The following is a 25810-nucleotide window of genomic DNA, read 5'->3' on the forward strand; positions in this document are numbered from 1 at the left end:
TCGCGTCACAAGTTGATATCGCCGTACATGCCGGACTCGTAGTGTCCTGGAATGTTGCAGGCATATTCAAGGCGCTCGACGTTTTCTGGGGCTGTCCACACCAGTGTTTTGGATTCGCCTGCGCCAATGGTCACCGATGGCATTTGACCGCCATGCTCGCCTTCGGCCATGTCGTGGCCGCCGTGGTCACCATGGTCGCCATCCATTTCCTGCATCATTTTACGATGTTCTTCTTGTGCGGCTTTGTCGCCAATCACAAATTCATGCTCCACGTTACCAGTATTGTTGATTTCGAACTCGACAGTTTCGCCTGGTGCGATATCCATCTCCTCGGGGTCGAACCACATGTCGCCTGCTTCAACGCTGATGGTGCGTTCAACATCGGCGGCGTTGGCCTCGGTGTGGTCGCCACTATGCTCGCCTGAAGCCCAGGCGGTGGATGCCACACCGCTCAAGGTTGCGGCGAAAAGGGCTAGCGTAAGGGATGATTTGCGCATAGGGGTAGTCTCACAAAGAAAAGTTTAAAAAGCTCACTGTAAGTTTATAAGCTATCAACCTGAACGGAGCCTGAAACCCACGCCGCCATATTGATCCGCATCAAGCAATACGCGGCCTCCACTGCCGTCGCTTGACCTTGGGGTAACCCATAGGTTGTAAGCTTTAAACGAACATGTTCATCAAGCGACTGTCAGGAGGCTATCATGATGAATGCAGATTGTTTCGCGCTGATGGGGTCAATGGGCTGGTTGGGCTGGCTCATGCCACTTACAGTTCTGCTACTCGCTGGGCTGGGTATCGCTTCGCTGGCCAAATCCCTGTTCAGCCGGACGAATTGATCACGTCGTTACCACTGAGGAAATGCTCATGAATCGAAAAACTGCCTCGCTATGGGTGTCGGGCGCGCTATTGCTGGGCGCCACCACGGCGCATGCCGCATTGCCTGATGAAGCGACGATGTACAAAAATCCGCAGTGCGGCTGTTGCGATGAATACGCGCGCCACCTGGAAGAGCAGGGCGTTGATGTAAAAATTGTCGATAACGCTGAGCTGGGCGAAATCAAGCAGCAGGCAGGAGTCCCCCCACGGCCTAGGGTCGTGCCACACCATCGAGATAGGCGACTACTGGATTGAAGGCCACGTGCCCATGGAGGCTTTACAAGCGCTATTTGAAGAGCAGCCCGATGTGGACGGCATTGGCCTGGCCGGTATGCCCACAGGTACACCGGGCATGCCCGGGCCGCAGGAAGAACCCTACGACGTCTACGCATTTAGCGATCAGGAAGATGAGCCATTCATGACGCTAGAGCCGTGAAGCAGGTTAGGCGTTATCCGGCAGCACGTAGCTTGCGGTGACGTGGATCACCGGCTTGGATTCATCGGCGGCGGAGACAATCGACACTTCGCCAACGGCCAAGCGGCGGCCGAGCTTGAGCAGCTTGGCGTGGGCAATGATGTCGTGATCGCCCGATGCTGCGCGTAAAAAGTGGCAGTTTAAATCGCTGGTCACGGCCATCGGTTCCGGGCCGATCTGCGCCAATATCGCCACGTACATAGCCACATCGGCAAAGCCCATCATGGTGGGGCCAGAGACGCGCGGGCCAGGGCGCAGGTGTTCATTGCCAATCGCCAAGCGCATGGTGGCGCTCATCTCGCCCACACTTTCGATCCTGCCCATTCGCTGGGGGAAGACCTCGTCAAGAAACTGTTCGATCTGTTCGGCGGTCATCACCGTCATTCTTGTTTTCCTCATAAAAAAGCCCCGAAGCGGTAGCCTCGAGGCTGATTTTGCTATCAGGCGAGTTTACTTCGCCTTGTGCACCTGACGCCACTCGTGGAGTAGCGGCTCGGTGTAGCCAGAAGGCTGCACGCGACCTTTGAAGATCAGGTCCGAGGCTGCCTTGAAGGCGGTTGAGCCTTCGAAGTTAGCGCTCATGGCAGTGTAGGTGGGGTCGCCGGCGTTTTGCTCGTCCACCACCTTGGCCATGCGCTTGAGAGTTTCTTCCACCTGCGGCGCATCGACAATGCCGTGGTGCAGCCAGTTGGCAATGTGCTGGCTGGAGATACGCAGCGTGGCGCGGTCTTCCATCAAGCCGACGTTGTGGATATCCGGCACTTTCGAACAGCCGACGCCGTGCTCTACCCAGCGTACTACGTAGCCGAGAATACCCTGGCAGTTGTTATCCAGTTCCTGCTGCTTCTCTTCATCGGACCAGTTGGCGTTTTCCGCCACTGGCACGGTGAGTAGGTCATCCAGGTAGTCAGGTTCGCCCAATCCTTCCAGCTCACGCTGAACGTCTGTAACGTTGACCTGATGGTAGTGCAGCGCATGCAGCGCCGCCGCCGTCGGCGAGGGCACCCAAGCAGTATTGGCGCCCGCCTTCGGATGGCCGATTTTCTGCTCCAGCATGTTATGCATCAAATCGGGCATCGCCCACATGCCTTTGCCGATCTGGGCGCGGCCACGCAGGCCACAGGCAAGGCCAACCTGCACGTTGTTTTTCTCGTAGGCGGTAATCCAGGCGGCGCTCTTCATGTCGCCCTTGCGCACCATCGGGCCTGCTTCCATAGCGGTGTGCATTTCGTCGCCGGTACGGTCGAGGAAGCCGGTGTTGATAAACACCACCCGCGACGCGGCCTCAGCGATACATGCCTTGAGGTTGACGGTGGTACGGCGCTCTTCGTCCATGATGCCCATTTTCAGGGTGTCGCGGCTCATGCCCAGGATATCTTCGACGCGGCTAAACAGCTCGTTGGCAAACGCCACTTCTTTAGGGCCGTGCATCTTCGGCTTGACGATATATACCGAGCCGGTACGCGAGTTGCGCGGCTGGTCGGCGTCTTTCTTCAGGTCGTGAAGCGCCAGCAGCGAGGTCACTACCGCATCGAGAATGCCTTCCGGTAGCTCGTTGCCTTTATCGTCCAAAATCGCCGGTGTGGTCATTAAGTGACCCACATTACGCACGAACATCAGCGAACGGCCGGGTAGCGTGACGCTGCTACCATCGGTGGTTTGCCAGGTGCGGTCGGCGTTAAGTTTACGGGTAAAGGTCTTGCCACCTTTGTCGATCTTCTCTTCAAGATCGCCCTTCATCAGGCCTAGCCAGTTACTGTAAACGCCTACTTTGTCTTCTGAATCGACAGCGGCAACGGAATCTTCGCAGTCCATGATCGCGGTGAGTGCGGCTTCAACGACCACGTCTTTAACGCCTGCCGGGTCGGTTTTGCCGATGGAGTGGTTGGCGTCGATCTGGATTTCCAGATGCAGGCCGTTGTTGCCCAACAGGATAGCGTCAGGGGCGGCCGCATCACCGGTGAAGCCAATCAACTTGCCAGCGTCTTTCAAGCCCGTGTCACGGCCGCCTTCCAGTGTAACCACCAAGTGCTCATCGCGAATGGCGTACTTCACCGCATCGCGGTGGGAGCCAGTGGCCAGAGGTGCCGCGCGGTCCAATACGCCGCGGGCGTAGGCGATAACTTTTGCGCCACGCTTGGGGTTGAAGCTGGTACCTTTTTCAGCGCCGTCTTCTTCGGAAATGACATCGGTGCCGTAGAGCGCGTCATACAGGCTGCCCCAACGTGCGTTGGCGGCGTTGAGCGCGTAACGTGCGTTGCTCATCGGCACAACTAACTGTGGCCCGGCCTGAACCGCCACTTCGCGGTCAACGTTGGCGGTGGTAGCGCTCACGTTAGCAGGCGCGTCAACGAGGTAGCCCGCATCCTTCAGAAAGCGGCGATAGGCGGGCATATCCGCGACTGGGCCAGGGTTTTCGCGATGCCAAACGTCTAACTTTTCTTGAAGGACATCACGTTCTTCAAGCAACTGACGATTTTTTGGTGTTAAATCGTGAAATAAGGCGTCGACGCCTGCCCAGAAGGCGCTTTCGTCGACGCCGGTGCCGGGCAGTGCGTGGTCTTTGATAAAACGATCTAGGTCGGCTGCCACCTGTAAACGGTGACGCGTGATACGCTCGCTCATGGAGACTCTCCTGTTAAGGTGGCTGTGACGCCGTATTGCTAGGCTGATGGCCCGTCACAGTCAGATGAACATGCATTTAAAATCTATTTGTGGAAAATAATTCCATATATGTTCGGGCATGTAAACAGCGTAGACCTTAAAGCGCCATTATGCTCGACCAAATGATAAGGCAAAGCGTCATGGGTCAATGGCTGACCAATGGCCAATGAGCGGTTAAGGGATAGCGGTTAAGGAGAGGTGCGAATGCGCGAGTTCGATCATTTAGAGGCATTGTTTCGTCGCCACGCCGGCGACTCAGCACTCTCCCGCTTGGTGCCTGGTGATACTCTTGCTTCGGCGATGAACGACTATTTTCAGCACTACGGCTTAGAGACGCTGCGCCGTGACACCCGAGAAGTATACGCCGGATTTATTGATACCGGGCGTTTTGCATTGTGGTGCCAAGTATGGAGCCCACCGACCCCGAGAGGCACCGCCTTTGTCGTGCACGGTTACTTCGATCACTTAGGGCTTTATCGTCATCTGCTGGAGCGCTTGTTGGATAGAGGCTGGCGCGTCGTGCTTTGGGATTTGCCTGGTCACGGGCTATCCAGTGGGGCGCGGGCGGCCATCGATGACTTTGACGACTATCAACACTGCCTGACGCATGTGCAAACTATCCTGTCACAGCAGTCCATGGCGCCCTCGCCCTGGCTGGGCGTGGGGCAAAGTACCGGCGCTGCCATTCTGGCCACCGATGCGCTGAACCGACGCGACGCGGCTGGCTGGGATGGGCTGGTGCTGTTGGCGCCGTTGGTTCGGCCATGGGGCTGGAGCCAGGCGAGCTGGCTGCATCTGATCGCTAGTCCGTTCGTCAAAGCGCTGCCGCGCAAGTATCGACCTAACTCCACTGACGAAGAATTTACCGAATTTTTACGCGAGCACGACCCCTTGCAGCCCAATCAGTTAAGCGTGGCCTGGATTACGGCCATGCGACGTTGGATACCGCGGTTGCTGGCCCGCGACCCGCTTAATTTGCCCGTGATGATTTTACAGGGCGAACAAGACGTCACCGTGGATTGGGAGTGGAATCTGGCAATTCTGGAAGAAAAGTTTCCTGGCGCCCAGATATATCGCCATCCCGAGGCACGCCACCATCTGGTCAACGAAGCAGAGCCGATTCGCCGCGCGCTGTTCGACGCGTTGGATGCGTTCGTTGACCAAGTGGCGGTGGCCAAGGCTGCGGCGTCCGCCAAAGGGTCGTCTTCATCGTAAAAGCAGGTGATAACTTTTAACTATTAGACGCTTTATATAGATGAGGTTAATGCTATCGCCTAATGCCTGTGCGAAACTCGTTGTGGTTTATTTACCTTAGCTGATGTTTTATCAGGAGTGTGCGATGATACATAACCCACCGAAAGTGCTGGTGTTTGCCGGCAGCGCCCGTGAAGGTTCACTCAATAAACAGCTGGCCCAACTCGCTGCAAAGCGTATTGACGCATTGGGTGGCCAAGCGACCTTCATTGATTTAAAAGATTATCCCTGCCCGTTGTTTGACGAAGACATTGAAGCGCAAGGCATGCTAGATAATGTGCTGAAACTGCGCGCTATCCTCGCCGAACATCAGGCGGTGTTTATCGCCTCTCCCGAGTACAACGGCTTTATTACGCCGCTACTCAAAAACACCTTGGACTGGCTATCCAGGCCTTACGGCGACACCCCAGGCCTTGGGCTTTTTGCCGGCAAGTGGGCAGCGCTGGTGGCGGCATCACCCGGTGGACTAGGCGGTATTCGCGCCATGCCGTTGGCGCAGCAGCTACTGGCCAACCTAAGCCTGACCGTGTTACCACAGCCGCTATCGCTTCCCCAGGCGGGCAGTGCATTCAACGACAGCGGCGCGCTGCATGATGCAGCCACCGGCCAAAAGCTTGATGTACTCTGCCAGCGCCTGGTCGATTCGCTGGCCAAAACGCACGGCTAAGTGCCTTTCAACAACCTATCCAACTGCCGGTAGCCGATGGCTTCGATCAAGTGTGGTTGGATAGGCTTGGGTTCGCCCTGTAGGTCGGCCAGCGTCAGCGCAACGCGCAGCACGCGGTGGTAGGCGCGGGCGGAGAGCTTGAGCTTTTCCAACACCCCGGCAAGCCAGGCGCGCTCCTCGTCGTTTAGCGCGCAGGCGGTTTCCAGCGCTTTACCACTCAGTTGGCTGTTGAGCGCGCCTCTTGCCATTTGCCGCTTACGGGCGGCCATCACACGCTGGCGAACGGCTTCTGACGATTCTCCCTGGGTTTGCGCGGTGAGTTGTTCTGGCGGTAGCGCCGGGACTTCCACCTGCAGGTCGATGCGATCCAGCAGCGGACCGGAAAGTCGTGCCTGATAGCGCTGGATTTGGCTGGCGGTGCACTGGCATCGCTGGCGCGGGTCGCCTAGATGCCCGCAGGGGCAGGGATTCATCGCCGCCACCAGCTGAAATTGCGCCGGATAGCGGCGCTCGTGGCTGGCGCGGGCGAGATGGATAGCGCCGGTTTCGAATGGCAAGGGTATATACCAAACTTACATTGATAGCCTTGGTCTAGGGTATAAATCATTGTTTAAATTAGCTTTTCTTCTATTTTGTAGCTTTAATATAGTATCGCTATCCTTCTGCCATTCTTTCCGCCAAAAATCTATCAGTCCGCTTTTCCTATCATCTAGCTCTCTGCTCTTCTCTGTGAACTTTCCATCCTCAAAGCGTCTAGTGCTTAAAATTATATGAACGTGCGGGTTGTCGTCGTTCTTGCCTTTGTGAATTGCGAATTCATAAGCGACAAGGTGCTTTTTCTGTATTTTTTTACAGAAGTTGCGAGCTAATTTTCTAGCTTCTTTCTCGTCAATGTTTTTATCTAATGAACAAAGTAACTCGCGTTGTATAGTCGCGTCTTTTCGCTTTTCTGCTTTTTCAACTGTATTCCACAAATGTTCGCTGTCTCTAAATTGCTTGTCTGTTTCATAATGAACAACATCTTTTTTATATTCAAAATTATATAATTGCTTTGTCTGCTCACAATACAATTCTTGTCCTGTTCTATATGCTGATGCTTTAATAGCACTATGGCCTTTCTTTCTGCTAAATGCTTTCGCTTCAAAACGACAAAATGCTTTCATAAAATATATACCCTCTTTATTATTCTTATTGATACATTATAACATATTTCTAATATATAAGTATGTTCTGCTCGCTTTTGACCTTTGTTTTATTTGTATATTCATTGAATATATAAAGCCCCTGCTGGGCCTTCGGAGAACACGGGCATTGGGACAATGCATAACCGTGCCTTAGAGACACATACGACAACTGTAAAGTTGCGGGATATAATATATAACAATGCTCGAAAATATATCATTTTTTAACGTGCAAGCGTTAAAAAATCAATAACAAAGCAGAACTTCTATATATAAAAAATGCAAATAAAACTTGACTTTTTAGTATAATAGTGTTACACTATATCATAACAAAACAACAATAAGAAAAGGAGCTTACATATGAGCGATTGTTGCGAAAGATATACAGATAAAGAAACTAAACAATGCGTATTGTGCGGTTGTCACTCTAAAAATGATGATGACTTTCAAGCTGTTGTTGAATACTTAAATACAAACTTTAATAATAAAAATGGAGAATTAAAATGATTATAGAATTACAAGAAGTTAACAAACACCCAACAAAAGATTTTCTTATCGCTACTTATTGGATACAGCACGGAAACGATCTATATCCAACCAAATTTAATAGCATAGTTTCTGAGCAGTATAAACCTGGACAGTATGAGATAGATTTTTCAAAGTCTACATACAAAAATAGGTATGGTCAGTTAACAATTGGAAACCTCGTTCTAAACGAAGTTTAAAAGGAGAATAATAATGGCTGAATCTTCTACATTTATGATGCAAATTGCAGGTGGTATTTTGTTAGCTTATTTTGCGGGTTTCAGCTTTTCAGTTTCTAAGAAATTACTCAATATGATGTAGTTTTTAGGATGGTAAGCGTGGGGCTTACGACCGTTCTAGGCGGTTCCCTAGTAATCATAAGAAAAGGAGTTTTCATTATGGAAGAAGGTGATACAAGTGCAGTTGAAACTATCGTTCTTGATAATATCTCAAGCATTGAGTCATTAGTTACAGTTGCTGTTCCAGCACTATTAGCTATTGTCGTTGTGATGGTTGGATTCAAGTATGGTAAGAGATTGCTTAACAAAGCTTAATACCAGGGCGGGCATTGCCCGCCTTTTTTATTAAACTACAAAACAAATTTACCCGTTAAAAGGGGCCCCTTTGGGGTAAAGTTTAGACGGGAAACTACACAAAAAAATAATAAAAGGGATTTTAAATGACAAACGAGGAAATAATACAGCAGTTAACAGATTCAAACATTTTATTAGCACAGTCTAATGATGCATTAGAGATGTCTGTATATGCTTTAATTGCGGGCCTTGTTGCTTTCGCCTTTATATTGGGAACTAAGGCGGGGTAAAACAATGATTAAAAAAATCCTTACTCTACTATTTATATTAACTATTTTATACTCGCCTAGCATTTTCGCAAATGCTGCTGACTATGATGCTTGCACAGGTCAAGAAGAAATAAGGTTTAGCGATGATGGTCCCGCTTCTTATAATATATATATGGGTATTCCACCTGTTGCTTTTGAAAGTGAAGGTTGCTATTTGGTTCCTGATTCAGATTCTGAGTGGAGTCACGGTTTAGATGATTACAGTTATTTTTTATTTAATGTAACTAAAATACCTGATGAAGAAGGCGATGGAACAGGAACAGGTACAGATGACACAGGCGACGACACAGGCACAGGTGATGAAGAGGATGATGGGACAGGGGCAGGTGAAGAGGAAGACACAGCACAGTATGCTTGTCAGTCTCTCACTTTTGATTCATTAGACAGTACTGTTGATCGTTGTTTTGATTTAGAAGATAATTATAAAATTAATTCTTATTCTGATGTTTTATCATCAAATGCTGATTATTATATGTTGCCTGTTTTTAGATTTACTAATCCTAAAAATTTTGGTAGTTATATTGATGGTAATCTTTCTAAAAAAGTTTTATATGAATTAGATTCTTCTTGTCCTGACTTAACATTAAATGATTCTGGTGCTTATCGTGTCGCTGTTAGCTCTTATGGTTATGTTAAAGGTTTTTATTCTTCAGGTTCTTCTATTACTAAAGGTGCGTATAAGTGGCCCAAAGGTTCTACTCATTACTGTTCAGGTCTTGATTCTCGTTTAAATCCCACTTCTTTTAGTGATTTTATAAATAGAATTAGCACTGAAGTTATTTTACCTAGTCTTGATGAGTCAACACCTTCCGAAGATGATGAATGTGAAATTGATGGCGTTCCTTGCGATGAATATGTTGATGACGACACAGGAGACGATACAGGCACAGACGACGGCACTGGCGATGATACAGGCACAGGAGACGACACAGGTGCAGACGACGGCACTGGCGACGATACAGGCACAGACGACGGCACTGGTGGTGACACAGGCACAGGAGATGACACAGGAGACGAGACAGGCGGAACAGGAGGTGGCACAGATGAAGGCACAGGCGATGATGGCACTGATGAGGAACAAGGAGATGGTAACGGTGGAGACTGTTACACGATAGACGGTGAAGAAGTTTGCGATGATGGTTCTGATGTTGATGTTTATCAATTAGCTGATGCTATGAAAGATGCCTGGGATGATGCTTTGCCTGATTTTCAAGAGTTGCCGGGTTATCAGTTTTTGTCCGGTTTTAGAGTTCCTGAAACTGACTTTGAATCTTGCCCTGCTATTGAGTTTTCTTTTTTAAGTCGTCTAGGTTTAGATGAAGAACAATACTCTTTCAATGTTCCCTGTTTTATTTATCAATTACTTAAAACTATGACATTAGTTTTTGCTATGTTTTTATCTTTAAAAATACTATTCAGAGGGGGTGAATAAATATGCCATTATTTTTAATAATTCCGCTAGTTGTGGCTGGCTCTTCAGGTCTTTTATTTTTAGTTGATTATTTTATACCGGGCACTGTTTACAGTTTAGCTTATACAGTTACTTCAACAATGCTTGATTTTGTTCAGTATCTTTTAAGTTTTATCGATAGTGATGTTTTGATGACTTATACAGTCCATAATTTACTTCTACAAGTTCCTGAACCTATTCTCCAAGCTTTTAATGCCATGGGTTTGCCAACAGCTTTCAAGATAATATTAACAGCTTATTTAATAAAGATTGCTTTAAGAATAATTGGCTCTTTTATACCATTTTTTAAGTTTAACTAATAATAAAAAGGATTTTATATGATTACACTAATAGAAGGATTGCCAGGGGCTGGTAAAAGCTACGAAGCAACTACAAAACACGTATTACCTGCTCTTGTTAGAAAAGCAGGACAAGAGAAAGATAAAGGCAAGTTTCAAGCTTTAAAAGACAGTTTTCTTGCTTTCTTTCCAAAAAAGAATAAAGCTGATGATGATGAAGCTCGTTATATAGTTACTAACCTCCCCTTAAATCTTGAATATATTGAACAACAAGGTTATGACACGAGCTATATAATAAAGCTAGAAGCTAAAAGAATTAACGGCGTTGCACATCGTCCCTTCTCTTTTCTTTCTGATATTACTGACTATGAAAATATGAAAGTTAAAGAAAATGGTCTTGGACCTCTATATATTATTGATGAGTGTCAAATTGTCTTTCCTTCTTCCTCTCCTTCTGATGATACATACAGAGACTTTGAGAATTGGTTTACTGAACATAGACATTCAAGTTCTGATGTTGTTTTAATAACTCAAAACTGGGATCAAATCAATAAAAAAATTGCTAAACTAACACAAGTAAAAAAGAGGCTTAAAAAATTAAATAATTTGTCTTTAAATAATTCTTATAAAGCTTTTTATTTTGATAATGTTCGTTTGTCTTCTGCTAATTCTACATATAGACAAGAAATGAGAAAATATAAAAAAGAGTATTTTGGTTTTTATAGTAGTTATACGAAGGGTGGAAACGGTGAAGCAGGTATTCAAGACCAGAAAGCTGTCTGGCGAAACTGGAAAGTTTATTTTGCTGTTGCATTTATAGCTTATGCAATATACAAAGCTCTTGGCATTGATACTTCTATTTTTACAGGTCAACAAGATGAAATTGTTGAAAGTAATTCAGATACTGAGTTAAAACAGGAATTATCATCTCGTTCTTTAAAAGCTGAGCAAGCGATATTGAATGCACCGCCTCCTTCATCTGAGTCATTGCCTTCTCCCGAGCCTGAACAGTGCGAACACCCGCTTTCTGATTATGATTTTACTTATAGTCATACAATAGACGAAAGGCACTATTTCGATGTTTATAAAAATGGTTCTTCTTTACTTACTGTTGTTAGTTCTACACAATTGAGACACCACAACTATATATTAAGCTCTATTTATTTTGAAGATGTTAAAGATGTTTATAAAAAACAATATAAAGACCCTGGCACTGCAAGGATGGGGGAGTCGTTAGTTAAAAATGTAAAAGTCTACGAGAAAGCAGACATATTCAGTGCAGTTTTAAAATATAAAGATTGTCCTGATTTTTCTTCTGTGATTACTCATATAAATGACAAACAATATAGTAACTCCTCTGTTTCTGATTTTGATTCAACTCCTATTTCTGACGATGAAAATGGAAACCAACAAGGTTCATTATTAGATGTTTTTAATCAATAATTATTTCTATATGTAAATGAGAACTATCTAAATTGTTTTTTAACTATTATGTTTTAATTTATAATTTATTCGTATTTTATTAAGTTTAAAAGCTTTGTTTATTACATCGCTTATTTTTATGCCTGTTTTAAATCAATCTTTATATTATCATTTGCTAATAATTATCATTAACTGATGCTAATATAAATCATTCCTTTTATTTATAATATTAAAATATTGCGCGAATTATGTTAACTATCACAATTAAATCAAAAAAGCAAACAAATGAAGGGATTTATATGTTATAATGTTTTTACATAATAAAAAAGGAGAAAGATAATGTTATTATTCAAAGAAATGTCAGACGAAAGAAAAAAAGAAGTTATTGAGTTTATTATAAATAATAAAAATGAAAAGCCGGAGGTTATTGCTAAGCGTTTTAATTTAAAAACTCCAAAAATCAAGAGCTTACAAAGAAAGCATTTGAAGAAAGCTTCTACGTATGGTTTTTAATAAATAAAATATGTCTTCTTTACATAATTTTAATTATATAAAGAAGATGTATAAAGTTTTGCGTGAATAGTGTTAATTTTACCAAGTAATTAAATATATTTAACAAATGAAGGGATTTATATGTTATAATATATAAACAATAAAAAAAGGAGCTATATATGTTTAGTAAAAAAGACCAAGTTGTTCATAGCAAGTGTGCAGTTATTAACTTTGTTTGTGAAAAGATTGACCTAGATTCTGATGATTTTTCCGAATTATTATCTTTAATAAATAAGTTGCGTGATGACTCTTTGGAGTACGGTTCTCAAAATAATAATAGAGGTTAATAAAATGAATACAGAATATAAAAAAATAATTGAAAATGGTTTTAGTATTTTACCAAAATCTGGTCGTGATGGTTCTGATAAACTTTATTTATTAAAAAATAATATTTTAGTTGATTATGTAGAGTTTAAAAATAATCGTAGAATTAGCACAGTCGAAGACTTTAAAAATACAAGAGTAAATACACATAGAGATTTAGCTATGTATAAATTAAATAATAATATAAGAGATGGTTTATATAATTAAAATAAAAGGAGAAGAACATGGACGTTCTAACACAAAAACAAAAAAGAGAAATCAGAACAATTGAAGAAATCGAAGAGATTGAAATTGATGAAGTTGATGAGTATTTAATGAATGATATTCTTTCACTTGTCGCAGACAATATGCGTCCTTCTGACATTCAATAACTAGGGCGAAGCCCGTAAAAACAACAACAAAAAAGGAGAAGTAAAATGAGTGATTTTATAGATGAATATGATGAGTTTGAAGAAGAAGAAAACCACAGAAGGGAAATGGTTAATAAGTTTATTAGAGAGAATTCTCATCTATGTAGTGATTATAAGTCTTTACTTAGTGAAGCTGAGGCTTATGCCTCTAACTGTTTGTAAGGGTTTTTGGAGGGCGAAAGCCCTCCACCCTTGGAACAGATGCTATATCATAGGCCACCTAGAAAAAGAACTTAAAAAATGTATTTAAATAAACGGAAAAAGGAGTTTCCAAAATGTTAAAAGAAAAAAATGAAAAAATTGTTGAAAGATATTATCTTCAAAACCTAGCTTCAAAGATTTGTTATATTGAAGGTAAGAAAGAAGGTTTAAAGTATCCACAGAATTTTAACAAAGTTTCACAGTGTCGTGTTGCTCGTTATTCCAAAGATTCTGATATATCAATATTGAGGTCTAAGGAATATGGCACCTCTCACTATGGCGGTTTGGTCGTGTGTGCGGGTGCTTGGGTTTGCCCTGTGTGTGCCCCTATCATACAAGCGAAAAGGTCTGAGAGAGTTTCACAGGCTTTCCACTGGGCACATAGCCTAGACCTTCGAACTGATGCTATTTACATATCAAAAGAAGAACATGCTCGCAGAGCTTTTGAAGATTCACAGTTTGAAAATGGTTTTATATTTAAAAAGAAACGTCGTCAGTTTATGCCTACTCCTGAGCTTTTGACCAAAAACTTAAAGGTTGCTTTGATTACTTTCACAACTCCACATAGTCGCACTGATACTGTTGATACACTCTTTCCAAAGTTTCAAAGTGCCATGGCTTTCATGAAAGAGCATCGCAGATATAAAGACTTTAAGAAAAGCATTGGATATGTTGGTGAAATCACAGCCACTGAAATGACTTTTGGCGAAAATGGTCCACATATTCACAGACACGTTCTTTATTTTATGGATGACAGATATAAAGATCAAACTGATAATCAAGAGTTTGCTGATGAAGTTTCTGAAATAGTTCTTAAAGATTTTTTTGATAGAGCTTGGGGTTCTGCTCTTCAGAAGACTGGTCTTCTTCAAAATTTTGGAAGTAAGCAATATGCTGACTTCTTGGCACATGGTATTGATGTTATACCAAGAGCACACGAAACAGACTATCTCACAAAAGCAGGAACAGAAGAGTGGGGGGCTGATGCTGAGATCACGAAGCAATCAAGTAAACAAGGTAAGAAACATGGTCGAACACCTTTCCAGATTCTCGCTGATTCCGCTAAATCTGCCAAAGATTCTGAAACCTTTCTTGATTATGTAAAAGGCACCAAAGGCAAGGCACAGTTAACCTTTTCGGCTGGTTTTAAAAACTTGATTGGTCTTGATGAACTTTCTGATGAAAAGCAAGACGAGCTTGATGCTTCTGAATCTGATGACCCTGCCGACCTTTTGGCTTCACTTGATTATTCCGATTGGTCTTTTGTTGTTAAGTCTAAGAATAGAGGTCAATTGTTAAGAATCGCAAGCGAACAGGGAAAAGAAGGTATTGATGCTTTTATTCAATCATTAAAAGAAGGCAAGCAAGAGCTAACTGATGAAGAACTATTCTTCAAGCACTATGAAAAGCTCCTTTCATTGTATAAAGCCTATCCTAATACCTACGTTAACCCTGAGCTTCACAAAAACAGTGAAGATATGAAAGCCTTTGTCGTTGACCACTATTCAACAGATATTGAAGAAATAGAAAAGAATAATATTGGTTTTGAAGATAAAACAGAATATACAAAAAAAGAAAAAGAAGTTTCTGACTTTTCAAACGTATATATTTTATCAAAAGAAGAAGAAGAAAGAGCAAACAGTCAATCTTTTAAGAATATGATCAAGTCCATCACTCTTTAATATTAAAGCCCCCGAAAGGGGGCTATAATTTATATATACTCTGCTAGATTTTTCATCTCGTATTTTTCAAGTAAAGTGTCATTTCTTAAATCAAACTTTCTCGCTTTTACTGAATATCTTTCATTATCTATATAAATACTTTGCTCGACTGTCCTTTCTTTACGTCTATATTCAACGAAAACTTTTATATTTCTATCTTTTAAAAACTTGTTTAGTTTTAACCTTCCTTTTTCTGTATAAACTAACTCTTTTAATTCATCGAAAGAGTATATATTTAACGATTCAATTTTTTTAATTTCAATTTTATTTAATTCGTCTTTTAGTTTTTCAACCTCTTTTTCAATTATTGACATTTTCTTAAATATATACGTTGGTGCGTTCTCTGCTAATTCTTCCGCTGTATTTTCTAGATTTTTTAATATTGCTTTTTTCTTTTGTAGCTCGTTGTTTTTATCATTAAATAATTTCTTATCTTCCTGTTTTTCTTCTGTTCGCATAATTTCATATATTAACTTGTCTTTTTCATCTACATCATCTTTAAATTGTAGTCTTATTTCTAACTCTGCGAGAAATAAAGCAATAACATATTCAGCCCTTAAGGATTGGTCTTCACAACCTGCTCTTTTTTCTTTTTTCGTTTCACAAGAATAATAACTATACCAAACCCCTCTCGGATTTTTGTTTTTCATAAAAATCATTGTAGAACCGCATTCTTTACATTTAATACAATTTTTAAAAATATTCAAATGACCTTTAGCTTTATTTCCATATTCTTTTTTTGTTTCTCTTTTTTTCATTGCTTCTCTTGCTTCATAAAAAGCGGTTTCACTCACTATCGGTGGATAGTAATTCTCAATATATCTTTCGTGAACTTTCTTTTTGTTTTCTCTTTTTTGTGCTCTGTATACACCACGAATATATTGATTGTGGAAAAAGTGCCCTATATGGTGCGGTTTCCAACTTCTCTTGCTCCATTCGTTTAATTTTCTAATTGTCGCACTAACACCTTCGTATTTTAAATTTTCAATTATAAACCTTATTTCTTTAGCTTCTTCTTCTATGATCTTGAACTTTCCATCTACAATTTCCAGTCCATACGGTGTATTTATAGATGTTGAAAAAATCTTCCCCTCATCTTCTGCTAGCTGTTTCGCTTTATCCCATGCTGATTTCCTTCTTCTGGATTTTGTTTCCGATTCGTCGTTGCTTCTTTTCGCTATGAGTCCTATCATCAGATAGTTTTCAAGATCTCTCTCTTTGTCTTCATAGTTATAAAGTCTTTCGTCTATTGTTGTGTATATTTTAATTCCTTTCTCAAGTATGTCTTGTAATATCTTTGCTGTTTTGTTTAGTTCTTGTCTACTTATTCTGTCGATTGATTCGATGACTAGAAAATCGCCTTTCTTTATTTCTTCATTTTCGATTTTTTCTAATATCTCTGAAAAACGTCCTTTCTTGATGTTGTCGCCACTGTATGACGATACCCCTTCGTCTTTGAAAATCTCTTCAACCTTCACGTTGAAACGTCTCTCAAAAGCTTCCAGCGGGCTTATCTGCCTTTCTACACTGTCGCCATCCCCTTGAACCGCTGATGAATACCGAACGTATGCTATCGCTTTCATATCCCTGGCTCTTTTGCTGTAAATATTGTTTGATTATACACCCCACCCTTCTCCAGCGGTTGGCGTAATACCTCCAGCACGTGGCGGGAAAATTCCGGCAGCTCATCCAGAAACAGCACGCCGTGGTGGGCCAGTGATATCTCGCCGGGCTTGGGCTTTGAGCCGCCGCCCACCAGCGCGGCGGCGCTAGCGCTGTGGTGGGGTTGCCTGAAAGGCCGTTGGCCCCAGTCGGCCTCCAGCGGCAGTCCGCACACCGAGCGAACTGCGGCGACTTCCAGCGCATGCTCTTCGCTAAGCGGCGGTAAGATGCCAGGCAGGCGGCTGGCAAGCATGGTTTTGCCGGTGCCCGGCGGGCCAGCGAACAACAGGTTATGGCCCCCAGCGGCGGCGACTTCGAGCGCCCTCCTGGCCTGTTGCTGGCCACGAACGTCGGCCAGGTCGGCCATTGGTTCAGTGGTTTTCACCGACGCCGGCAACTGGTGCGGTGGGATTTTTTCCTGGTTGAGCAGATGGGCAACCACCTGCCAGAGCGTATCGGCAGGAAGCACCGGTAAGTCGCCCGCCAGCGCGGCTTCATCGGCGCAGGCGCGGGGGATGATTAACGCCTTTTTGGCACGCCGCGTGGCCAGCGCAAACGGCAAGATACCGGGCACGGCGCGCAGCTTGCCGTCCAGCGCCAATTCGCCCGCGCACTCCATGCCTTCTAAGGCATCGACAGGAATCTGCCCAGAGGCGGCGAGAATGCCCAGCGCAATGGGTAGATCGAAGCGGCCGCCCTCTTTGGGTAAATCGGCAGGGGCAAGGTTGAGCGTAATGCGCCGGGTGTTGGGAAAGTCAAAACCGGCGTTGACCAGAGCGCTGCGCACCCGTTCGCGGCTTTCTTTGACGGCGGTTTCCGGCAGGCCGACTAACGTCAAGCCGGGTAGGCCGTTGGCCAGATGCACCTCTACGTGTACCGCCGGTGCGTCCAGGCCGACCCCGGCCCGTGTCGCCACAATGGCAAGCGTCATGCGCGTTCCCTCGCTGGTTATTGATTACCTTATGCTTATTAACCTACCGCATTTGTTAGGGGGTGGGTAGCTAGGCGCGCGCTACGGCATAGCGCGCTATCACTGAGGGGTTAGCGTATGGCGGGGCGCGTCCTTTAACGCAGTGACCAATTCCCGGCCGAAACGCTGGGCCGAGGGCAGCGCACCGAAGCTCCATACGGGCGGTAGGCGTAGAAGTCTGTCGTGTTTAACGCTGGGCAACTGCTGCCATAGGCCGCTTTCTTCGAGCTGTGACTCGACTCCAGTGGGCATTGGGTCGACGATAATCAAGGTGGCGTCCGGGTAGCGCGCGAGTTCTTCGACCCCAACCAGCGAAAAGCCCCAGGCGTTGGTGGTTTCCTCCCAGGCATTGGGTAGCTCCAACTGCTCCAGTACCGCGTTATAGAGGCTGTTGTCACCAAATACGCGTACGTGGCGGGCATCCATAAACTGAATCATCAACAGCGGCGCTGTGTCGGGTCGCTCTTCACGCAGCTGGGCCATCAGCGCTTGTGTCTGCTCGATCAGTTGTTCGGCTTGGGGTTCGCGGTCGGCCAGTTCGCCTATCTTCTCAGTGATGGTTTGCATTTCCTGCCAGGTTTCGTTGCCAGGGGCGTATAGCTCGATGGTGGTGACCGGCGCGATGCGTTCCAGTTGTGGCGTCAACCCAGCAAACATGGGTGAAATCAGGGTGCGCTCAGGCTTCATTTGGGCCAGCAGTTCCAGGTTAGGCTGGCTGCGTAAACCGAGGTCAGCGATGTCATCCGGCAGCCGTGGCTCGCCCACCCAGTCGTGATAGTCATCTTTTTGAGCACTACCCCCCAAAGGCGCCTGGAGGGCCACCAGCGTTTCGGCGACTGTCCAGTCGATGGTGGCCAGCTGTGCTTGGGCGGGCAAGGCGCCGAGCAGACACACAGTCAGCAAGCCCATACGGGCGAGCAGGGAAGACATAGCGGAGCAGCGCATGATAACGGCTTCAATAGAAAATAAGGCCTGTATTTAAACGATAATCTTTATTGTTTGCAAACCCGTATTTATGGAAACAATGCCCAGGCAAGGAGGCCTGGGCGGTATTAACGCTTAATGATATTTAGAATCGGTAATGCACGCTGGCGGTGATGCCGCGTTCAGCGCCGAAGTAGCAGTACTCAAGGGAGTTACACGAGGCCACGTAGTCTTCATCCAGCAGGTTGCTGGCGTTGAGGCGTGTTTCGACGCCTTGCATGCCTACCTCGCTAAGATCGTAGCCCAGGGTGGCGTCTACCAGGGTGTAGTCAGGCACCCTTTCCGTATTGGCGCGGTCGGCGGCGATATCGGCGAAGTGGCGTACGCCTGCGCCAATGTCGGCGCCACTCAGCCAGCCGTCGTTAAATGCATATTGTGTCCACAGCTGGACCTGATGGCGCGGCGAATAGATCGCGTTGTTGCCTTCGTTGCCGTCATCGCTTTTGGCGTAGGTGATGTCGGTGAAGCTGTAGCCTGCCTGGAGCGACAGCGCATCGGTGAGCTGGGTACGTGCTTCCAGCTCGATTCCCTGGGATTCGATCTCTCCCACCGCGCGGTATGGGTCGTTGGGCTGCTCCTTGGTGGCCACGTTTTCCTGGCTAATGTGAAAGAGCGAGGCGCTGTATTGGCTGTCGCTGTCGCTGGGCTGGTATTTGACCCCGGTTTCCCATTGCTCGCCTTCCATGGGCGCCAACAGGTCGCCGTCGGCATCCACAAAGCTGGTGGGTGTGAAGGCCGTTGAGTAACTCAGGTAGGGGGCGACGCCGTTCTCAAACAGGTAAACCGCCCCGGCCCGGCCGCTGAACTGGGTATCATCAAGCGCGCTTGCTTGCCCCGAGTCCTGGTTGGTATTGCGGATATCGACCCAGTCGTAGCGCCCGCCCAGGGTGAAGCGCCAGTTATCGAGCGCAATTTGGTCTTGCAGGTAGACGCCGGTTTGCTCCAGCTCGTGGCGCTCGTTGGTCGGCGGGTACATTGCCGTGGGTTCTGCACCGTAAGTCGGGTTGAAGGCATCCAGCGAAGGAAACGCGCCTGACGGCCAGCTGACGTCATTATCGCGCTGCTGGTAGTCGACCCCGGCCAGCACGGTATGCTCCATAAAGCCATCATTGAGGTTGGCTTCAAGCTGATTATCCACCGTCCAGGCGTCGAGCGACTCCTCGCTGCCGGAGTAATAGCGTAGTAACTGATCGGAGTCGGGCGCTTCCCAGCCAAAGCCGTAGACCTGGTTCAGCGTCACGTCGGAGTTGAGGTAGCGTAGCTGCTGGCGAGCCTGCCACTGATCATTAAAGCGGTGCTCCAGGGCGTAGCCCACCATGCGCTGTGTGCGATCGTAGGCGTCGTAACCCTCTTCACCGTCAAAGAAGGTATTGCTGATTTTACGGCCATTGCGCGCTTCCACGGCACCCTCATACGGCACGCCGGAGTGGTAGCCACCTTCGGGCTCGTCTTGCAGATAAGCGTCCAGCGTCAGGCTGGTATCGTCGCTTATATCCCAGGTGAGCGAGGGCGCAATGGCGTAACGTTCCTCTTCGGTGGGGCCAAATTGCGTATCAGCAGCGCTGGCAATGCCCACTAAACGGTAGGCCACGCGCTGTTCCTCACCCAGCGGGCCGGTCAAGTCAAAGGCGGCGCTGCGCTGGTTGTTATTGCCCACGCGAAAGCGTAGCTCTCCGCCGGATTGGAAGTCGGGTCGCTTGCTATTCATGGCAACGACGCCGCCCGGCGAGGCCTGCCCGTAGAGCACCGAGGCCGGGCCTTTGACCACTTCAATACTGTCTAAAAACCACGGATCGACCCGCAGCGAACTGTGCGAGTTGGTGTCGCCGATGAGTTTCAGTCCGTCCAGAAAGGTATTGCTCAAACTGCCGTCGGAGAAACCGCGCAGTACCAAGTAGTCAAACCGGTTGGAGGCACCTACCTGATTACTGTAGACGCCAGGGGTGTAGTCGGTTGCTCGCTGTACGGTGCTGATGCCGCGTTTATCCATGTCGTTTCGAGTAACAGTTGAAACGCTTTGGGGTGTTTCGATCGATGGCGTCTCGACCTTGGTGGCCGCCTGCTGGGCGGTGACGGTGACGGTAGCTAACGTTTCATCGTTGCTTGATTGTGCAAACGTAAAGGGTGCTGACCCGCTTGCCATAGCCACAGAAATGACCAGCAATGATGGGCGAAAGCGGCAAAGTGAAATTGGCATAATGTGGTCCCCTACTAATTTTAATAATGAGAATTATTACTTTTAAATGCAGGGGAAAGGTATGCGGTCTGCCAAATTGGCTATGCGCAACGCCAAATTCATCTGGCGACGCGCTGGGTGGCGACTTCGTTAGGGGCGATACCAAAGCGGCGACGAAAGGCTGTCGCGAAGTTGGTGGCGTGGCGATAGCCGCAGGTATGCGCGACCTGTTGAACGCTCATGCCGCGTTGCAGATCCTGATACGCCTTGGCCAAGCGGCATTGGCGCAAGTGATCAAATATTGAACAGCCGTATTGGGTGCGAAATTTATGACGCAAGCTGCTGGGGCTCATGGCGGTTTCCCGCGCAAGGTCGTTGAGACAATAAGCGCGTGAGGGATAAGCCGCTAACTGAGCGTGAAGAATAGCCAAACGCTGCTCGTCGCGGGCCGAAATGCCGCGCATTGTCTGTGCTGCCAGCGGCTCGGCTGAGTCTTGCTGGCCATGGTGAGGCAGCCCATCGCCCAACAGTTGCAGTGCTAGCCCCTGCCAAATCAGTGGCTGGCGCCAGTTGGCCAGCGGCTCGGCGGCGGCATGGCGTAATGCCTGAGCCAAGGCTGCCGACAAACGCCAAGGGTATAACCCCGGCGCGGTGGGTAACGGGGGCAAATCCAGCGAGGTGGTAGCGAGCACCGCCACGTTCACCGTATGCAGCCGGGTCTGGGCGGGCTGGAAAACAGTCAGTGGCTGCTGGGGTGTGAAATGGGCGCACATACCGTCGCCCGCGTTAAGTTGAAAGCGCTGAGAACCCAGACGAGCACTGATATGACCCTCCAGCACGACGCTGATAAACCATGGCGCAGTCTGGCGCGAGGATGAACTATAGGCGCAGTTCACGCATAAGTCGGAAAGCGTTAAGTGCATTGCCTGAGGGAGCGCAACATCGCGTACGCTGCCGGTTGCCACGCTCGACTCAGCGGGCGCATTGCGCACCCGATAGTCGATACCGAAACGCTGGCCTAGCTGGGCAAGTGTCCCCGGCGTTAGCTCGTAAAGCGGTTGGCTGGCCCGAGCGTCTAAGGTGGCGGTGGTCATACGTGCATCACGGTAGCGGTGAAAAACAGCGATGCATCAAAATAGGGCATTGGCTCGGTGGTAACCGCGCAAATCCTCTGTGCACCGCTTAAGTCATGGGATGCAAGTTACGTTACCATGCACGCAACAATAGTCAATGATAGTTATTCGCATTTATTTTGAAGGCTTGGACGAGCTGCTGCCACCTTCTGGGTGCGCATTGTCGTCATCTTTCTGAGGCTCTACCGGCAGCGGCGGTGCTTCGGCTTCTATGGGGGTTGACGCATTTGCTGCTTGGGCATCCACCGCGGCTTCCAAGCTGGCCACCTGGCGTTCTAGTGCCTCTACCCGCGAGCGGGTGCGCTGCAGTACGTCCATCAGAATATCGAAGTCCTCGCGGGACACCAGTTCCAATCGGTCAAAGGCACTGCGCACGACCTGATGAACACCCTTCTGAATGTCTTCAGGCGCTTGGGAGGCGTTTTGCAAGCGGTCGCCAATTTGCTGGGCGAGTCGGCTAATACGGTCTTGAGGGGCCATGGCTCTACTCCTAAATGTCGGTGTCACGATACGGATGACTGATATTCAGGATACGCAACCCAGGCGGGATTCGCATGTTTCTTACTTCAATTATTCTTGCGCCCTACTTATGCATCAAAGTGGAGCGCTTGCGTTTTGCATGTGTTCAGTTTTGGTGCAATACCCGGGTTGGCAGCGCGTAATGGCGGTGTTATTAGCCGTAGCGCTCTATTTGGTTATATTTAAAATATTGAAATCCATAACAAAAAAAACAGGTGGCACGGTATGCGCATTAGTGGAGCAGGCACTTTTTTCGGGCGGCTGCGCCGCTCCTTAATCCAGCAGGGGAGATTCGGGATGAAACTCATCACCGCCATCATCAAGCCATTCAAGCTCGACGACGTTCGTGAGGCACTGGCCGACAACGGTGTTCAAGGCATTACCGTCACCGAAGTTAAAGGCTTTGGTCGTCAGAAAGGCCACACCGAGTTATATCGCGGTGCTGAATACGTGGTCGATTTCTTGCCTAAGGTAAAAGTTGAAGTCGCCGTAGATGACGGCCGCCTCGAAAGCGTGCTCGATGCAATTTGCAGCGCGGCTAACAGCGGCAAAATCGGTGACGGCAAGGTATTCGTTACGCCGCTTGAAGACGTTATTCGGATTCGGACGGGTGAACGCGGTGCAGACGCCGTTTAAATCTGGCTTTTCGGATCATTTCTTTAGTTCAACGGGGAACTTACAATGGAAGAGTTGACTGATATTAGCTACGCGCTTGATACGTTTTACTTTCTGATCTGCGGCGTGCTGGTGATGTGGATGGCCGCGGGCTTCTCCATGCTGGAAGCAGGCTTGGTACGCTCTAAAAACACCGCTGAAATTCTAACCAAGAACATTGCGCTGTTTGCGATCGCCTGCACCATGTATCTGCTGGTGGGCTACTACATCATGTATTCCGGCAATGCCGGTGGCTTCCTGCCCAATCTTGGCTTTTTAATCGGCGCTGAAAACAGCGCGGATGCCGTGACGGCCGGTGGCGACGACGCGCCTTACTACTCCATGCGTTCCGACTTCTTCTTCCAGGTGGTGTTCGTGGCGACCGCCATGTCGATTGTGTCGGGTGCCGTGGCTGAGCGTATGAAACTGTGGGCCTTCCTGGCGTTCGCCGTGGTTATGACCGCTGTGATCTACCCGGTATCAGGCTACTGGACCTGGGGTGGCGGCTGGTTATCTGAAGTCGGCTATTTTGACTATGCCGGTTCGGGCATTGTGCACCTTGCCGGTGCGTCTGCGGCGCTCGCAGGTGTGATCGTGCTGGGTCCGCGTAAGGGCAAATACGGTAAAGATGGTTCCATCCATGCGATTCCGGGCGCCAACATGCCGCTGGCCACGCTGGGTACTTTCATTCTATGGATGGGCTGGTTCGGCTTTAACGGCGGCTCTGAACTCAAGCTGGCGGCCATTGACTCGGCCAACAACGTTGCCCAGGTGTTTGTGAATACCAACGCCGCGGCTGCGGGTGGTGTGATTGCCGCGCTGATTCTTGCCAAACTGTGGTTCCGTAAAGCCGATCTGACCATGGCGTTGAACGGCGCGCTGGCTGGTTTGGTGGCGATTACCGCTGACCCGCTCTCGCCTTCAGCCCTTGGTGCGACGATTATCGGTGCCATTGGTGGCCTGATTGTAGTTGCCGCCATCGTTACGCTGGATAAAGTGAAACTGGATGACCCGGTTGGTGCCATCTCCGTTCACGGTGTCGTAGGTATCTGGGGTGTGCTTGCCGTACCGCTGAATAACGGTGATGCAAACTTCGGTGCGCAAATCATCGGTATCCTGGGCATCTTCGGCTGGGTCTTCCTGGCGAGTCTGGTGGTCTGGCTGATTCTCAAAGCGATCATGGGTATCCGGGTGAGCGAAGAAGACGAATATGAAGGCGTCGACATCGCCGAGTGCGGTCTTGAAGCCTACCCCGAATTCGGTATTAAGAAATAAGTGGGCAGCATCAAAAAGTAATTCGATGCTAACCAAGTGAGCCCGAGTGCTCGTCTATGGCCTCCCTTCACGGGGAGGCTTTTTTTATTCTCCGCCGGTAGCGGTGTATGCTGATAGCTAACGGATAACGGGCGGGACTTTAGCGCTCGCTATCTTTTTATCTACCACCATGGCTACCCAGCTAGAGGATCTCGCAATGAAACTAATCTCTGCCATTATCAAGCCGTTTAAGCTTGATGACGTGCGCGAATCGCTCTCCGACATTGGCGTACAGGGCATTACCGTTACCGAAGTGAAAGGGTTTGGTCGCCAGAAGGGCCATACCGAGTTATACCGGGGCGCTGAGTATGTGGTCGATTTTCTGCCCAAAGTGAAGCTTGAGGTCGCCGTCGACGATGACATGGTTGAGCAGGTCATCGAAGCGATTACCCAGGTGGCGAATACCGGCAAGATTGGCGATGGCAAGATTTTTGTCATGCCGCTTGAGCAAGTGATTCGTATCCGTACCGGCGAGACCGGTAAAGACGCAGTGTAACCACCGCCGCGCGCCAGAACACAAACCCCCCGCCAAACGGTGCTATTGCGCACCGCTTGGCGGGGGTTTTTAATGAGCGGCTAAGCGTTGAAAGGATTATTTTTCGACGAAGGCACGCTCAATCACATAGTCTCCAGGCTCGCCCATGCGCGGCGAGATATTCAGGCCCAGTTCGTCGAGCAGCGCGCTGGTATCATCCAGCATGGCGGGGCTGCCACAGATCATCGCCCGGTCCTGGCGCGGGTCGATGGGCGGCAGGCCGGTGTCTTCAAACAGCTTGCCGGTGCGGATGTGGTCGGTCAGGCGGCCCATGGTATGGAAGTCTTCGCGAGTGACGGTTGGGTAATAAACCAGCTTTTCAGCGATTTCTTCTCCCAGGTACTCGTGGGCGGGTAGTTCTTTAGTGATAAAGTCGGCGTAGGCCAGCTCGGAGACTTCGCGCACGCCGTGGACCAGTACGACTTTCTCGAACCGCTCGTAGACTTCCGGGTCCTGGATCAGACTCAAGAAGGGCGCAAGGCCGGTACCGGTCGACAGCATGTAAAGGTTGCGGCCGGGTAGCAGGTCGTCGGTGACCAGCGTACCGGTCGGCTTGCGGCTGACCATGATCTGATCGCCGACCTTCAGGTGTTGCAGACGCGACGTGAGCGGGCCGTCGGGTACCTTGATGCTGAAGAACTCAAGGTGGTCCTCGTAGTTGGGGCTGGCAATCGAGTAAGCGCGCATCAGCGGCTTGCCGTCGACTTCCAGGCCGATCATGACGAACTGGCCGGTTTTGAAGCGCAGGCTGCGTTCCCGGGTAGTGCGGAAGCTGAACAGGGTGTCGTTCCAGTGATGAACGCTGAGTACGTCTTCCAGGGCGAACTTACTCATGCCAATTCCTCCGTCGGGTGACGCTAGCCACGCCACAATATGCTTAAAAAGAATAAAAAATATGTATTAAGTTGCCGACAAGTCTAAGCAAAGGGTGGTATATCTGTTAAGTAAATTATATTGATAACGGATATCTTCAAAATCGA

The 25810-nt window shown here is 48.0% G+C and carries 30 protein-coding genes and 2 pseudogenes; 20 read left to right on the forward strand and 12 right to left on the reverse strand.

What is annotated here, in order from left to right; translation table 11 throughout:
• Positions 1 to 5: 5 nt before the first annotated feature.
• The gene (locus tag GA0071314_RS00365; RefSeq protein ID WP_027337191.1) at positions 6 to 497 is read right to left on the reverse strand and encodes a cupredoxin domain-containing protein; all 492 of its coding nucleotides are present in this window, start codon (positions 495 to 497) and stop codon (positions 6 to 8) included.
• A 204-nt stretch (positions 498 to 701) separates the two neighbouring features.
• On the opposite strand from GA0071314_RS00365, the gene GA0071314_RS19850 reads away from it, so the two are divergent.
• The 3 genes from GA0071314_RS19850 to GA0071314_RS19930 are packed head-to-tail and all read left to right on the forward strand — an operon-like array spanning position 702 to position 1312.
• The gene (locus tag GA0071314_RS19850; RefSeq protein ID WP_269449421.1) at positions 702 to 836 is read left to right on the forward strand and encodes a hypothetical protein; all 135 of its coding nucleotides are present in this window, start codon (positions 702 to 704) and stop codon (positions 834 to 836) included.
• Between the two features lie 28 nt (positions 837 to 864).
• A complete protein-coding gene (locus GA0071314_RS19695; protein WP_231896486.1) occupies positions 865 to 1131 on the forward strand; it encodes a hypothetical protein in 267 nt (88 codons plus the stop codon).
• A gap of 13 nt (positions 1132 to 1144) precedes the next feature.
• Entirely contained in the window at positions 1145 to 1312 is a 168-nt protein-coding gene (locus GA0071314_RS19930; RefSeq protein WP_331710467.1) for a DUF411 domain-containing protein, read from the forward strand.
• Between the two features lie 6 nt (positions 1313 to 1318).
• Here GA0071314_RS19930 and GA0071314_RS00375 read toward each other — a convergent pair whose 3' ends face one another.
• Together GA0071314_RS00375 and GA0071314_RS00380 are read right to left on the reverse strand one after the other, a co-directional pair.
• The gene (locus tag GA0071314_RS00375; protein ID WP_074394797.1) at positions 1319 to 1735 is read right to left on the reverse strand and encodes a PaaI family thioesterase; all 417 of its coding nucleotides are present in this window, start codon (positions 1733 to 1735) and stop codon (positions 1319 to 1321) included.
• A 66-nt stretch (positions 1736 to 1801) separates the two neighbouring features.
• Entirely contained in the window at positions 1802 to 3976 is a 2175-nt protein-coding gene (locus GA0071314_RS00380) for a malate synthase G (protein WP_074394798.1), read from the reverse strand.
• Positions 3977 to 4219: 243 nt separating this feature from the next.
• Between GA0071314_RS00380 and GA0071314_RS00385 the strand changes: the two genes are divergently transcribed.
• A complete protein-coding gene (locus GA0071314_RS00385; RefSeq protein WP_074394799.1) occupies positions 4220 to 5230 on the forward strand; it encodes an alpha/beta hydrolase in 1011 nt (336 codons plus the stop codon).
• A 124-nt stretch (positions 5231 to 5354) separates the two neighbouring features.
• Entirely contained in the window at positions 5355 to 5936 is a 582-nt protein-coding gene (locus tag GA0071314_RS00390) for an NADPH-dependent FMN reductase (RefSeq protein WP_082934160.1), read from the forward strand.
• Here the strand turns inward: GA0071314_RS00390 and GA0071314_RS00395 are convergent.
• Positions 5933 to 6490: pseudogene (locus GA0071314_RS00395) on the reverse strand (ATP-binding protein); the annotation flags it as partial. The gene GA0071314_RS00390 and the pseudogene GA0071314_RS00395 overlap by 4 nt on opposite strands.
• 18 nt (positions 6491 to 6508) lie before the next feature.
• Entirely contained in the window at positions 6509 to 7099 is a 591-nt protein-coding gene (locus GA0071314_RS00400) for a MobA/MobL family protein (RefSeq protein ID WP_074394800.1), read from the reverse strand.
• Positions 7100 to 7477: 378 nt separating this feature from the next.
• On the opposite strand from GA0071314_RS00400, the gene GA0071314_RS19370 reads away from it, so the two are divergent.
• The 12 genes from GA0071314_RS19370 to GA0071314_RS00425 all read left to right on the forward strand — a co-directional run bounded on the left by GA0071314_RS19370 (position 7478) and on the right by GA0071314_RS00425 (position 14844).
• Positions 7478 to 7624 carry a hypothetical protein gene (locus tag GA0071314_RS19370; protein WP_156524073.1) on the forward strand — a complete coding sequence of 49 codons (147 nt, stop codon included), beginning with the start codon at positions 7478 to 7480 and terminating at the stop codon, positions 7622 to 7624.
• Positions 7625 to 8040: 416 nt separating this feature from the next.
• Positions 8041 to 8196, forward strand: a complete 156-nt coding sequence (locus GA0071314_RS19375; RefSeq protein ID WP_156524074.1) for a hypothetical protein — start codon at positions 8041 to 8043, stop codon at positions 8194 to 8196.
• A 125-nt stretch (positions 8197 to 8321) separates the two neighbouring features.
• Positions 8322 to 8465: a hypothetical protein gene (locus GA0071314_RS19380; RefSeq protein ID WP_156524075.1), complete on the forward strand. Its 144-nt coding sequence runs from the start codon at positions 8322 to 8324 to the stop codon at positions 8463 to 8465.
• A gap of 4 nt (positions 8466 to 8469) precedes the next feature.
• Positions 8470 to 9936: a hypothetical protein gene (locus GA0071314_RS19385; RefSeq protein ID WP_156524076.1), complete on the forward strand. Its 1467-nt coding sequence runs from the start codon at positions 8470 to 8472 to the stop codon at positions 9934 to 9936.
• Positions 9937 to 9938: 2 nt separating this feature from the next.
• Positions 9939 to 10274: a DUF2523 domain-containing protein gene (locus GA0071314_RS19390; RefSeq protein ID WP_156524077.1), complete on the forward strand. Its 336-nt coding sequence runs from the start codon at positions 9939 to 9941 to the stop codon at positions 10272 to 10274.
• Positions 10275 to 10292: 18 nt separating this feature from the next.
• On the forward strand, positions 10293 to 11696 hold the full coding sequence (locus GA0071314_RS00415) for a zonular occludens toxin domain-containing protein (protein ID WP_074394803.1): 1404 nt from the start codon (positions 10293 to 10295) through the stop codon (positions 11694 to 11696).
• Between the two features lie 318 nt (positions 11697 to 12014).
• Positions 12015 to 12188, forward strand: coding sequence for a hypothetical protein (locus GA0071314_RS19395; RefSeq protein ID WP_156524078.1), 174 nt, complete (start codon positions 12015 to 12017; stop codon positions 12186 to 12188).
• A gap of 158 nt (positions 12189 to 12346) precedes the next feature.
• On the forward strand, positions 12347 to 12514 hold the full coding sequence (locus GA0071314_RS19400) for a hypothetical protein (protein WP_156524079.1): 168 nt from the start codon (positions 12347 to 12349) through the stop codon (positions 12512 to 12514).
• Positions 12515 to 12518: 4 nt separating this feature from the next.
• Complete coding sequence (locus GA0071314_RS19405; RefSeq protein WP_156524080.1) at positions 12519 to 12758, forward strand: hypothetical protein; 240 nt, start codon at positions 12519 to 12521, stop codon at positions 12756 to 12758.
• 17 nt (positions 12759 to 12775) lie between these two features.
• Positions 12776 to 12922: a hypothetical protein gene (locus tag GA0071314_RS19410; protein ID WP_156524081.1), complete on the forward strand. Its 147-nt coding sequence runs from the start codon at positions 12776 to 12778 to the stop codon at positions 12920 to 12922.
• 45 nt (positions 12923 to 12967) lie between these two features.
• Positions 12968 to 13123 carry a hypothetical protein gene (locus tag GA0071314_RS19415; RefSeq protein WP_156524082.1) on the forward strand — a complete coding sequence of 52 codons (156 nt, stop codon included), beginning with the start codon at positions 12968 to 12970 and terminating at the stop codon, positions 13121 to 13123.
• 113 nt (positions 13124 to 13236) lie between these two features.
• Entirely contained in the window at positions 13237 to 14844 is a 1608-nt protein-coding gene (locus tag GA0071314_RS00425; RefSeq protein ID WP_074394805.1) for a hypothetical protein, read from the forward strand.
• A 29-nt stretch (positions 14845 to 14873) separates the two neighbouring features.
• Here GA0071314_RS00425 and GA0071314_RS00430 read toward each other — a convergent pair whose 3' ends face one another.
• The 6 genes and pseudogenes from GA0071314_RS00430 to GA0071314_RS00455 all read right to left on the reverse strand — a co-directional run bounded on the left by GA0071314_RS00430 (position 14874) and on the right by GA0071314_RS00455 (position 22288).
• Positions 14874 to 16466, reverse strand: coding sequence for a recombinase family protein (locus GA0071314_RS00430; protein ID WP_074394806.1), 1593 nt, complete (start codon positions 16464 to 16466; stop codon positions 14874 to 14876).
• Positions 16467 to 16501: 35 nt separating this feature from the next.
• Positions 16502 to 17476: pseudogene (locus GA0071314_RS00435) on the reverse strand (YifB family Mg chelatase-like AAA ATPase); the annotation flags it as partial.
• 99 nt (positions 17477 to 17575) lie between these two features.
• Positions 17576 to 18445, reverse strand: coding sequence for an ABC transporter substrate-binding protein (locus GA0071314_RS00440; RefSeq protein WP_231896488.1), 870 nt, complete (start codon positions 18443 to 18445; stop codon positions 17576 to 17578).
• Positions 18446 to 18584: 139 nt separating this feature from the next.
• Positions 18585 to 20696, reverse strand: a complete 2112-nt coding sequence (locus GA0071314_RS00445) for a TonB-dependent siderophore receptor (protein ID WP_074394809.1) — start codon at positions 20694 to 20696, stop codon at positions 18585 to 18587.
• 98 nt (positions 20697 to 20794) lie between these two features.
• Positions 20795 to 21769 carry a helix-turn-helix transcriptional regulator gene (locus GA0071314_RS00450; protein WP_074394810.1) on the reverse strand — a complete coding sequence of 325 codons (975 nt, stop codon included), beginning with the start codon at positions 21767 to 21769 and terminating at the stop codon, positions 20795 to 20797.
• Between the two features lie 153 nt (positions 21770 to 21922).
• Complete coding sequence (locus tag GA0071314_RS00455) at positions 21923 to 22288, reverse strand: accessory factor UbiK family protein (RefSeq protein ID WP_074394811.1); 366 nt, start codon at positions 22286 to 22288, stop codon at positions 21923 to 21925.
• Between the two features lie 336 nt (positions 22289 to 22624).
• On the opposite strand from GA0071314_RS00455, the gene GA0071314_RS00460 reads away from it, so the two are divergent.
• The 3 genes from GA0071314_RS00460 (at position 22625) to glnK (ending at position 24791) form a co-directional block, all read left to right on the forward strand.
• Positions 22625 to 22963, forward strand: coding sequence for a P-II family nitrogen regulator (locus GA0071314_RS00460; RefSeq protein WP_027337181.1), 339 nt, complete (start codon positions 22625 to 22627; stop codon positions 22961 to 22963).
• 45 nt (positions 22964 to 23008) lie between these two features.
• Positions 23009 to 24256 carry an ammonium transporter gene (locus tag GA0071314_RS00465; RefSeq protein WP_074394812.1) on the forward strand — a complete coding sequence of 416 codons (1248 nt, stop codon included), beginning with the start codon at positions 23009 to 23011 and terminating at the stop codon, positions 24254 to 24256.
• Positions 24257 to 24452: 196 nt separating this feature from the next.
• Positions 24453 to 24791, forward strand: a complete 339-nt coding sequence (gene glnK, locus GA0071314_RS00470) for a P-II family nitrogen regulator (protein ID WP_066320813.1) — start codon at positions 24453 to 24455, stop codon at positions 24789 to 24791.
• A 96-nt stretch (positions 24792 to 24887) separates the two neighbouring features.
• Here the strand turns inward: glnK and GA0071314_RS00475 are convergent, their stop codons facing one another.
• A complete protein-coding gene (locus GA0071314_RS00475; RefSeq protein ID WP_074394813.1) occupies positions 24888 to 25664 on the reverse strand; it encodes a ferredoxin--NADP reductase in 777 nt (258 codons plus the stop codon).
• Positions 25665 to 25810 lie beyond the last annotated feature (146 nt).

The sequence above is a fragment of the Halomonas sp. HL-93 genome (assembly GCF_900086985.1).
Taxonomy (GTDB): domain Bacteria; phylum Pseudomonadota; class Gammaproteobacteria; order Pseudomonadales; family Halomonadaceae; genus Vreelandella.

Bases quoted from the DNA above. Each gene is read 5' to 3' on its own strand.
- GA0071314_RS00365 (WP_027337191.1), bottom strand. From the start codon at position 497: ATGCGCAAATCATCCCTTACGCTAGCCCTTTTCGCCGCAACCTTGAGC.
- GA0071314_RS19850 (WP_269449421.1), top strand. From the start codon at position 702: ATGATGAATGCAGATTGTTTCGCGCTGATGGGGTCAATGGGCTGGTTG.
- GA0071314_RS19695 (WP_231896486.1), top strand. From the start codon at position 865: ATGAATCGAAAAACTGCCTCGCTATGGGTGTCGGGCGCGCTATTGCTG.
- GA0071314_RS19930 (WP_331710467.1), top strand. From the start codon at position 1,145: ATGGAGGCTTTACAAGCGCTATTTGAAGAGCAGCCCGATGTGGACGGC.
- GA0071314_RS00375 (WP_074394797.1), bottom strand. From the start codon at position 1,735: ATGACGGTGATGACCGCCGAACAGATCGAACAGTTTCTTGACGAGGTC.
- GA0071314_RS00380 (WP_074394798.1), bottom strand. From the start codon at position 3,976: ATGAGCGAGCGTATCACGCGTCACCGTTTACAGGTGGCAGCCGACCTA.
- GA0071314_RS00385 (WP_074394799.1), top strand. From the start codon at position 4,220: ATGCGCGAGTTCGATCATTTAGAGGCATTGTTTCGTCGCCACGCCGGC.
- GA0071314_RS00390 (WP_082934160.1), top strand. From the start codon at position 5,355: ATGATACATAACCCACCGAAAGTGCTGGTGTTTGCCGGCAGCGCCCGT.
- GA0071314_RS00400 (WP_074394800.1), bottom strand. From the start codon at position 7,099: ATGAAAGCATTTTGTCGTTTTGAAGCGAAAGCATTTAGCAGAAAGAAA.
- GA0071314_RS19370 (WP_156524073.1), top strand. From the start codon at position 7,478: ATGAGCGATTGTTGCGAAAGATATACAGATAAAGAAACTAAACAATGC.
- GA0071314_RS19375 (WP_156524074.1), top strand. From the start codon at position 8,041: ATGGAAGAAGGTGATACAAGTGCAGTTGAAACTATCGTTCTTGATAAT.
- GA0071314_RS19380 (WP_156524075.1), top strand. From the start codon at position 8,322: ATGACAAACGAGGAAATAATACAGCAGTTAACAGATTCAAACATTTTA.
- GA0071314_RS19385 (WP_156524076.1), top strand. From the start codon at position 8,470: ATGATTAAAAAAATCCTTACTCTACTATTTATATTAACTATTTTATAC.
- GA0071314_RS19390 (WP_156524077.1), top strand. From the start codon at position 9,939: ATGCCATTATTTTTAATAATTCCGCTAGTTGTGGCTGGCTCTTCAGGT.
- GA0071314_RS00415 (WP_074394803.1), top strand. From the start codon at position 10,293: ATGATTACACTAATAGAAGGATTGCCAGGGGCTGGTAAAAGCTACGAA.
- GA0071314_RS19395 (WP_156524078.1), top strand. From the start codon at position 12,015: ATGTTATTATTCAAAGAAATGTCAGACGAAAGAAAAAAAGAAGTTATT.
- GA0071314_RS19400 (WP_156524079.1), top strand. From the start codon at position 12,347: ATGTTTAGTAAAAAAGACCAAGTTGTTCATAGCAAGTGTGCAGTTATT.
- GA0071314_RS19405 (WP_156524080.1), top strand. From the start codon at position 12,519: ATGAATACAGAATATAAAAAAATAATTGAAAATGGTTTTAGTATTTTA.
- GA0071314_RS19410 (WP_156524081.1), top strand. From the start codon at position 12,776: ATGGACGTTCTAACACAAAAACAAAAAAGAGAAATCAGAACAATTGAA.
- GA0071314_RS19415 (WP_156524082.1), top strand. From the start codon at position 12,968: ATGAGTGATTTTATAGATGAATATGATGAGTTTGAAGAAGAAGAAAAC.
- GA0071314_RS00425 (WP_074394805.1), top strand. From the start codon at position 13,237: ATGTTAAAAGAAAAAAATGAAAAAATTGTTGAAAGATATTATCTTCAA.
- GA0071314_RS00430 (WP_074394806.1), bottom strand. From the start codon at position 16,466: ATGAAAGCGATAGCATACGTTCGGTATTCATCAGCGGTTCAAGGGGAT.
- GA0071314_RS00440 (WP_231896488.1), bottom strand. From the start codon at position 18,445: ATGTCTTCCCTGCTCGCCCGTATGGGCTTGCTGACTGTGTGTCTGCTC.
- GA0071314_RS00445 (WP_074394809.1), bottom strand. From the start codon at position 20,696: ATGCCAATTTCACTTTGCCGCTTTCGCCCATCATTGCTGGTCATTTCT.
- GA0071314_RS00450 (WP_074394810.1), bottom strand. From the start codon at position 21,769: ATGACCACCGCCACCTTAGACGCTCGGGCCAGCCAACCGCTTTACGAG.
- GA0071314_RS00455 (WP_074394811.1), bottom strand. From the start codon at position 22,288: ATGGCCCCTCAAGACCGTATTAGCCGACTCGCCCAGCAAATTGGCGAC.
- GA0071314_RS00460 (WP_027337181.1), top strand. From the start codon at position 22,625: ATGAAACTCATCACCGCCATCATCAAGCCATTCAAGCTCGACGACGTT.
- GA0071314_RS00465 (WP_074394812.1), top strand. From the start codon at position 23,009: ATGGAAGAGTTGACTGATATTAGCTACGCGCTTGATACGTTTTACTTT.
- glnK (WP_066320813.1), top strand. From the start codon at position 24,453: ATGAAACTAATCTCTGCCATTATCAAGCCGTTTAAGCTTGATGACGTG.
- GA0071314_RS00475 (WP_074394813.1), bottom strand. From the start codon at position 25,664: ATGAGTAAGTTCGCCCTGGAAGACGTACTCAGCGTTCATCACTGGAAC.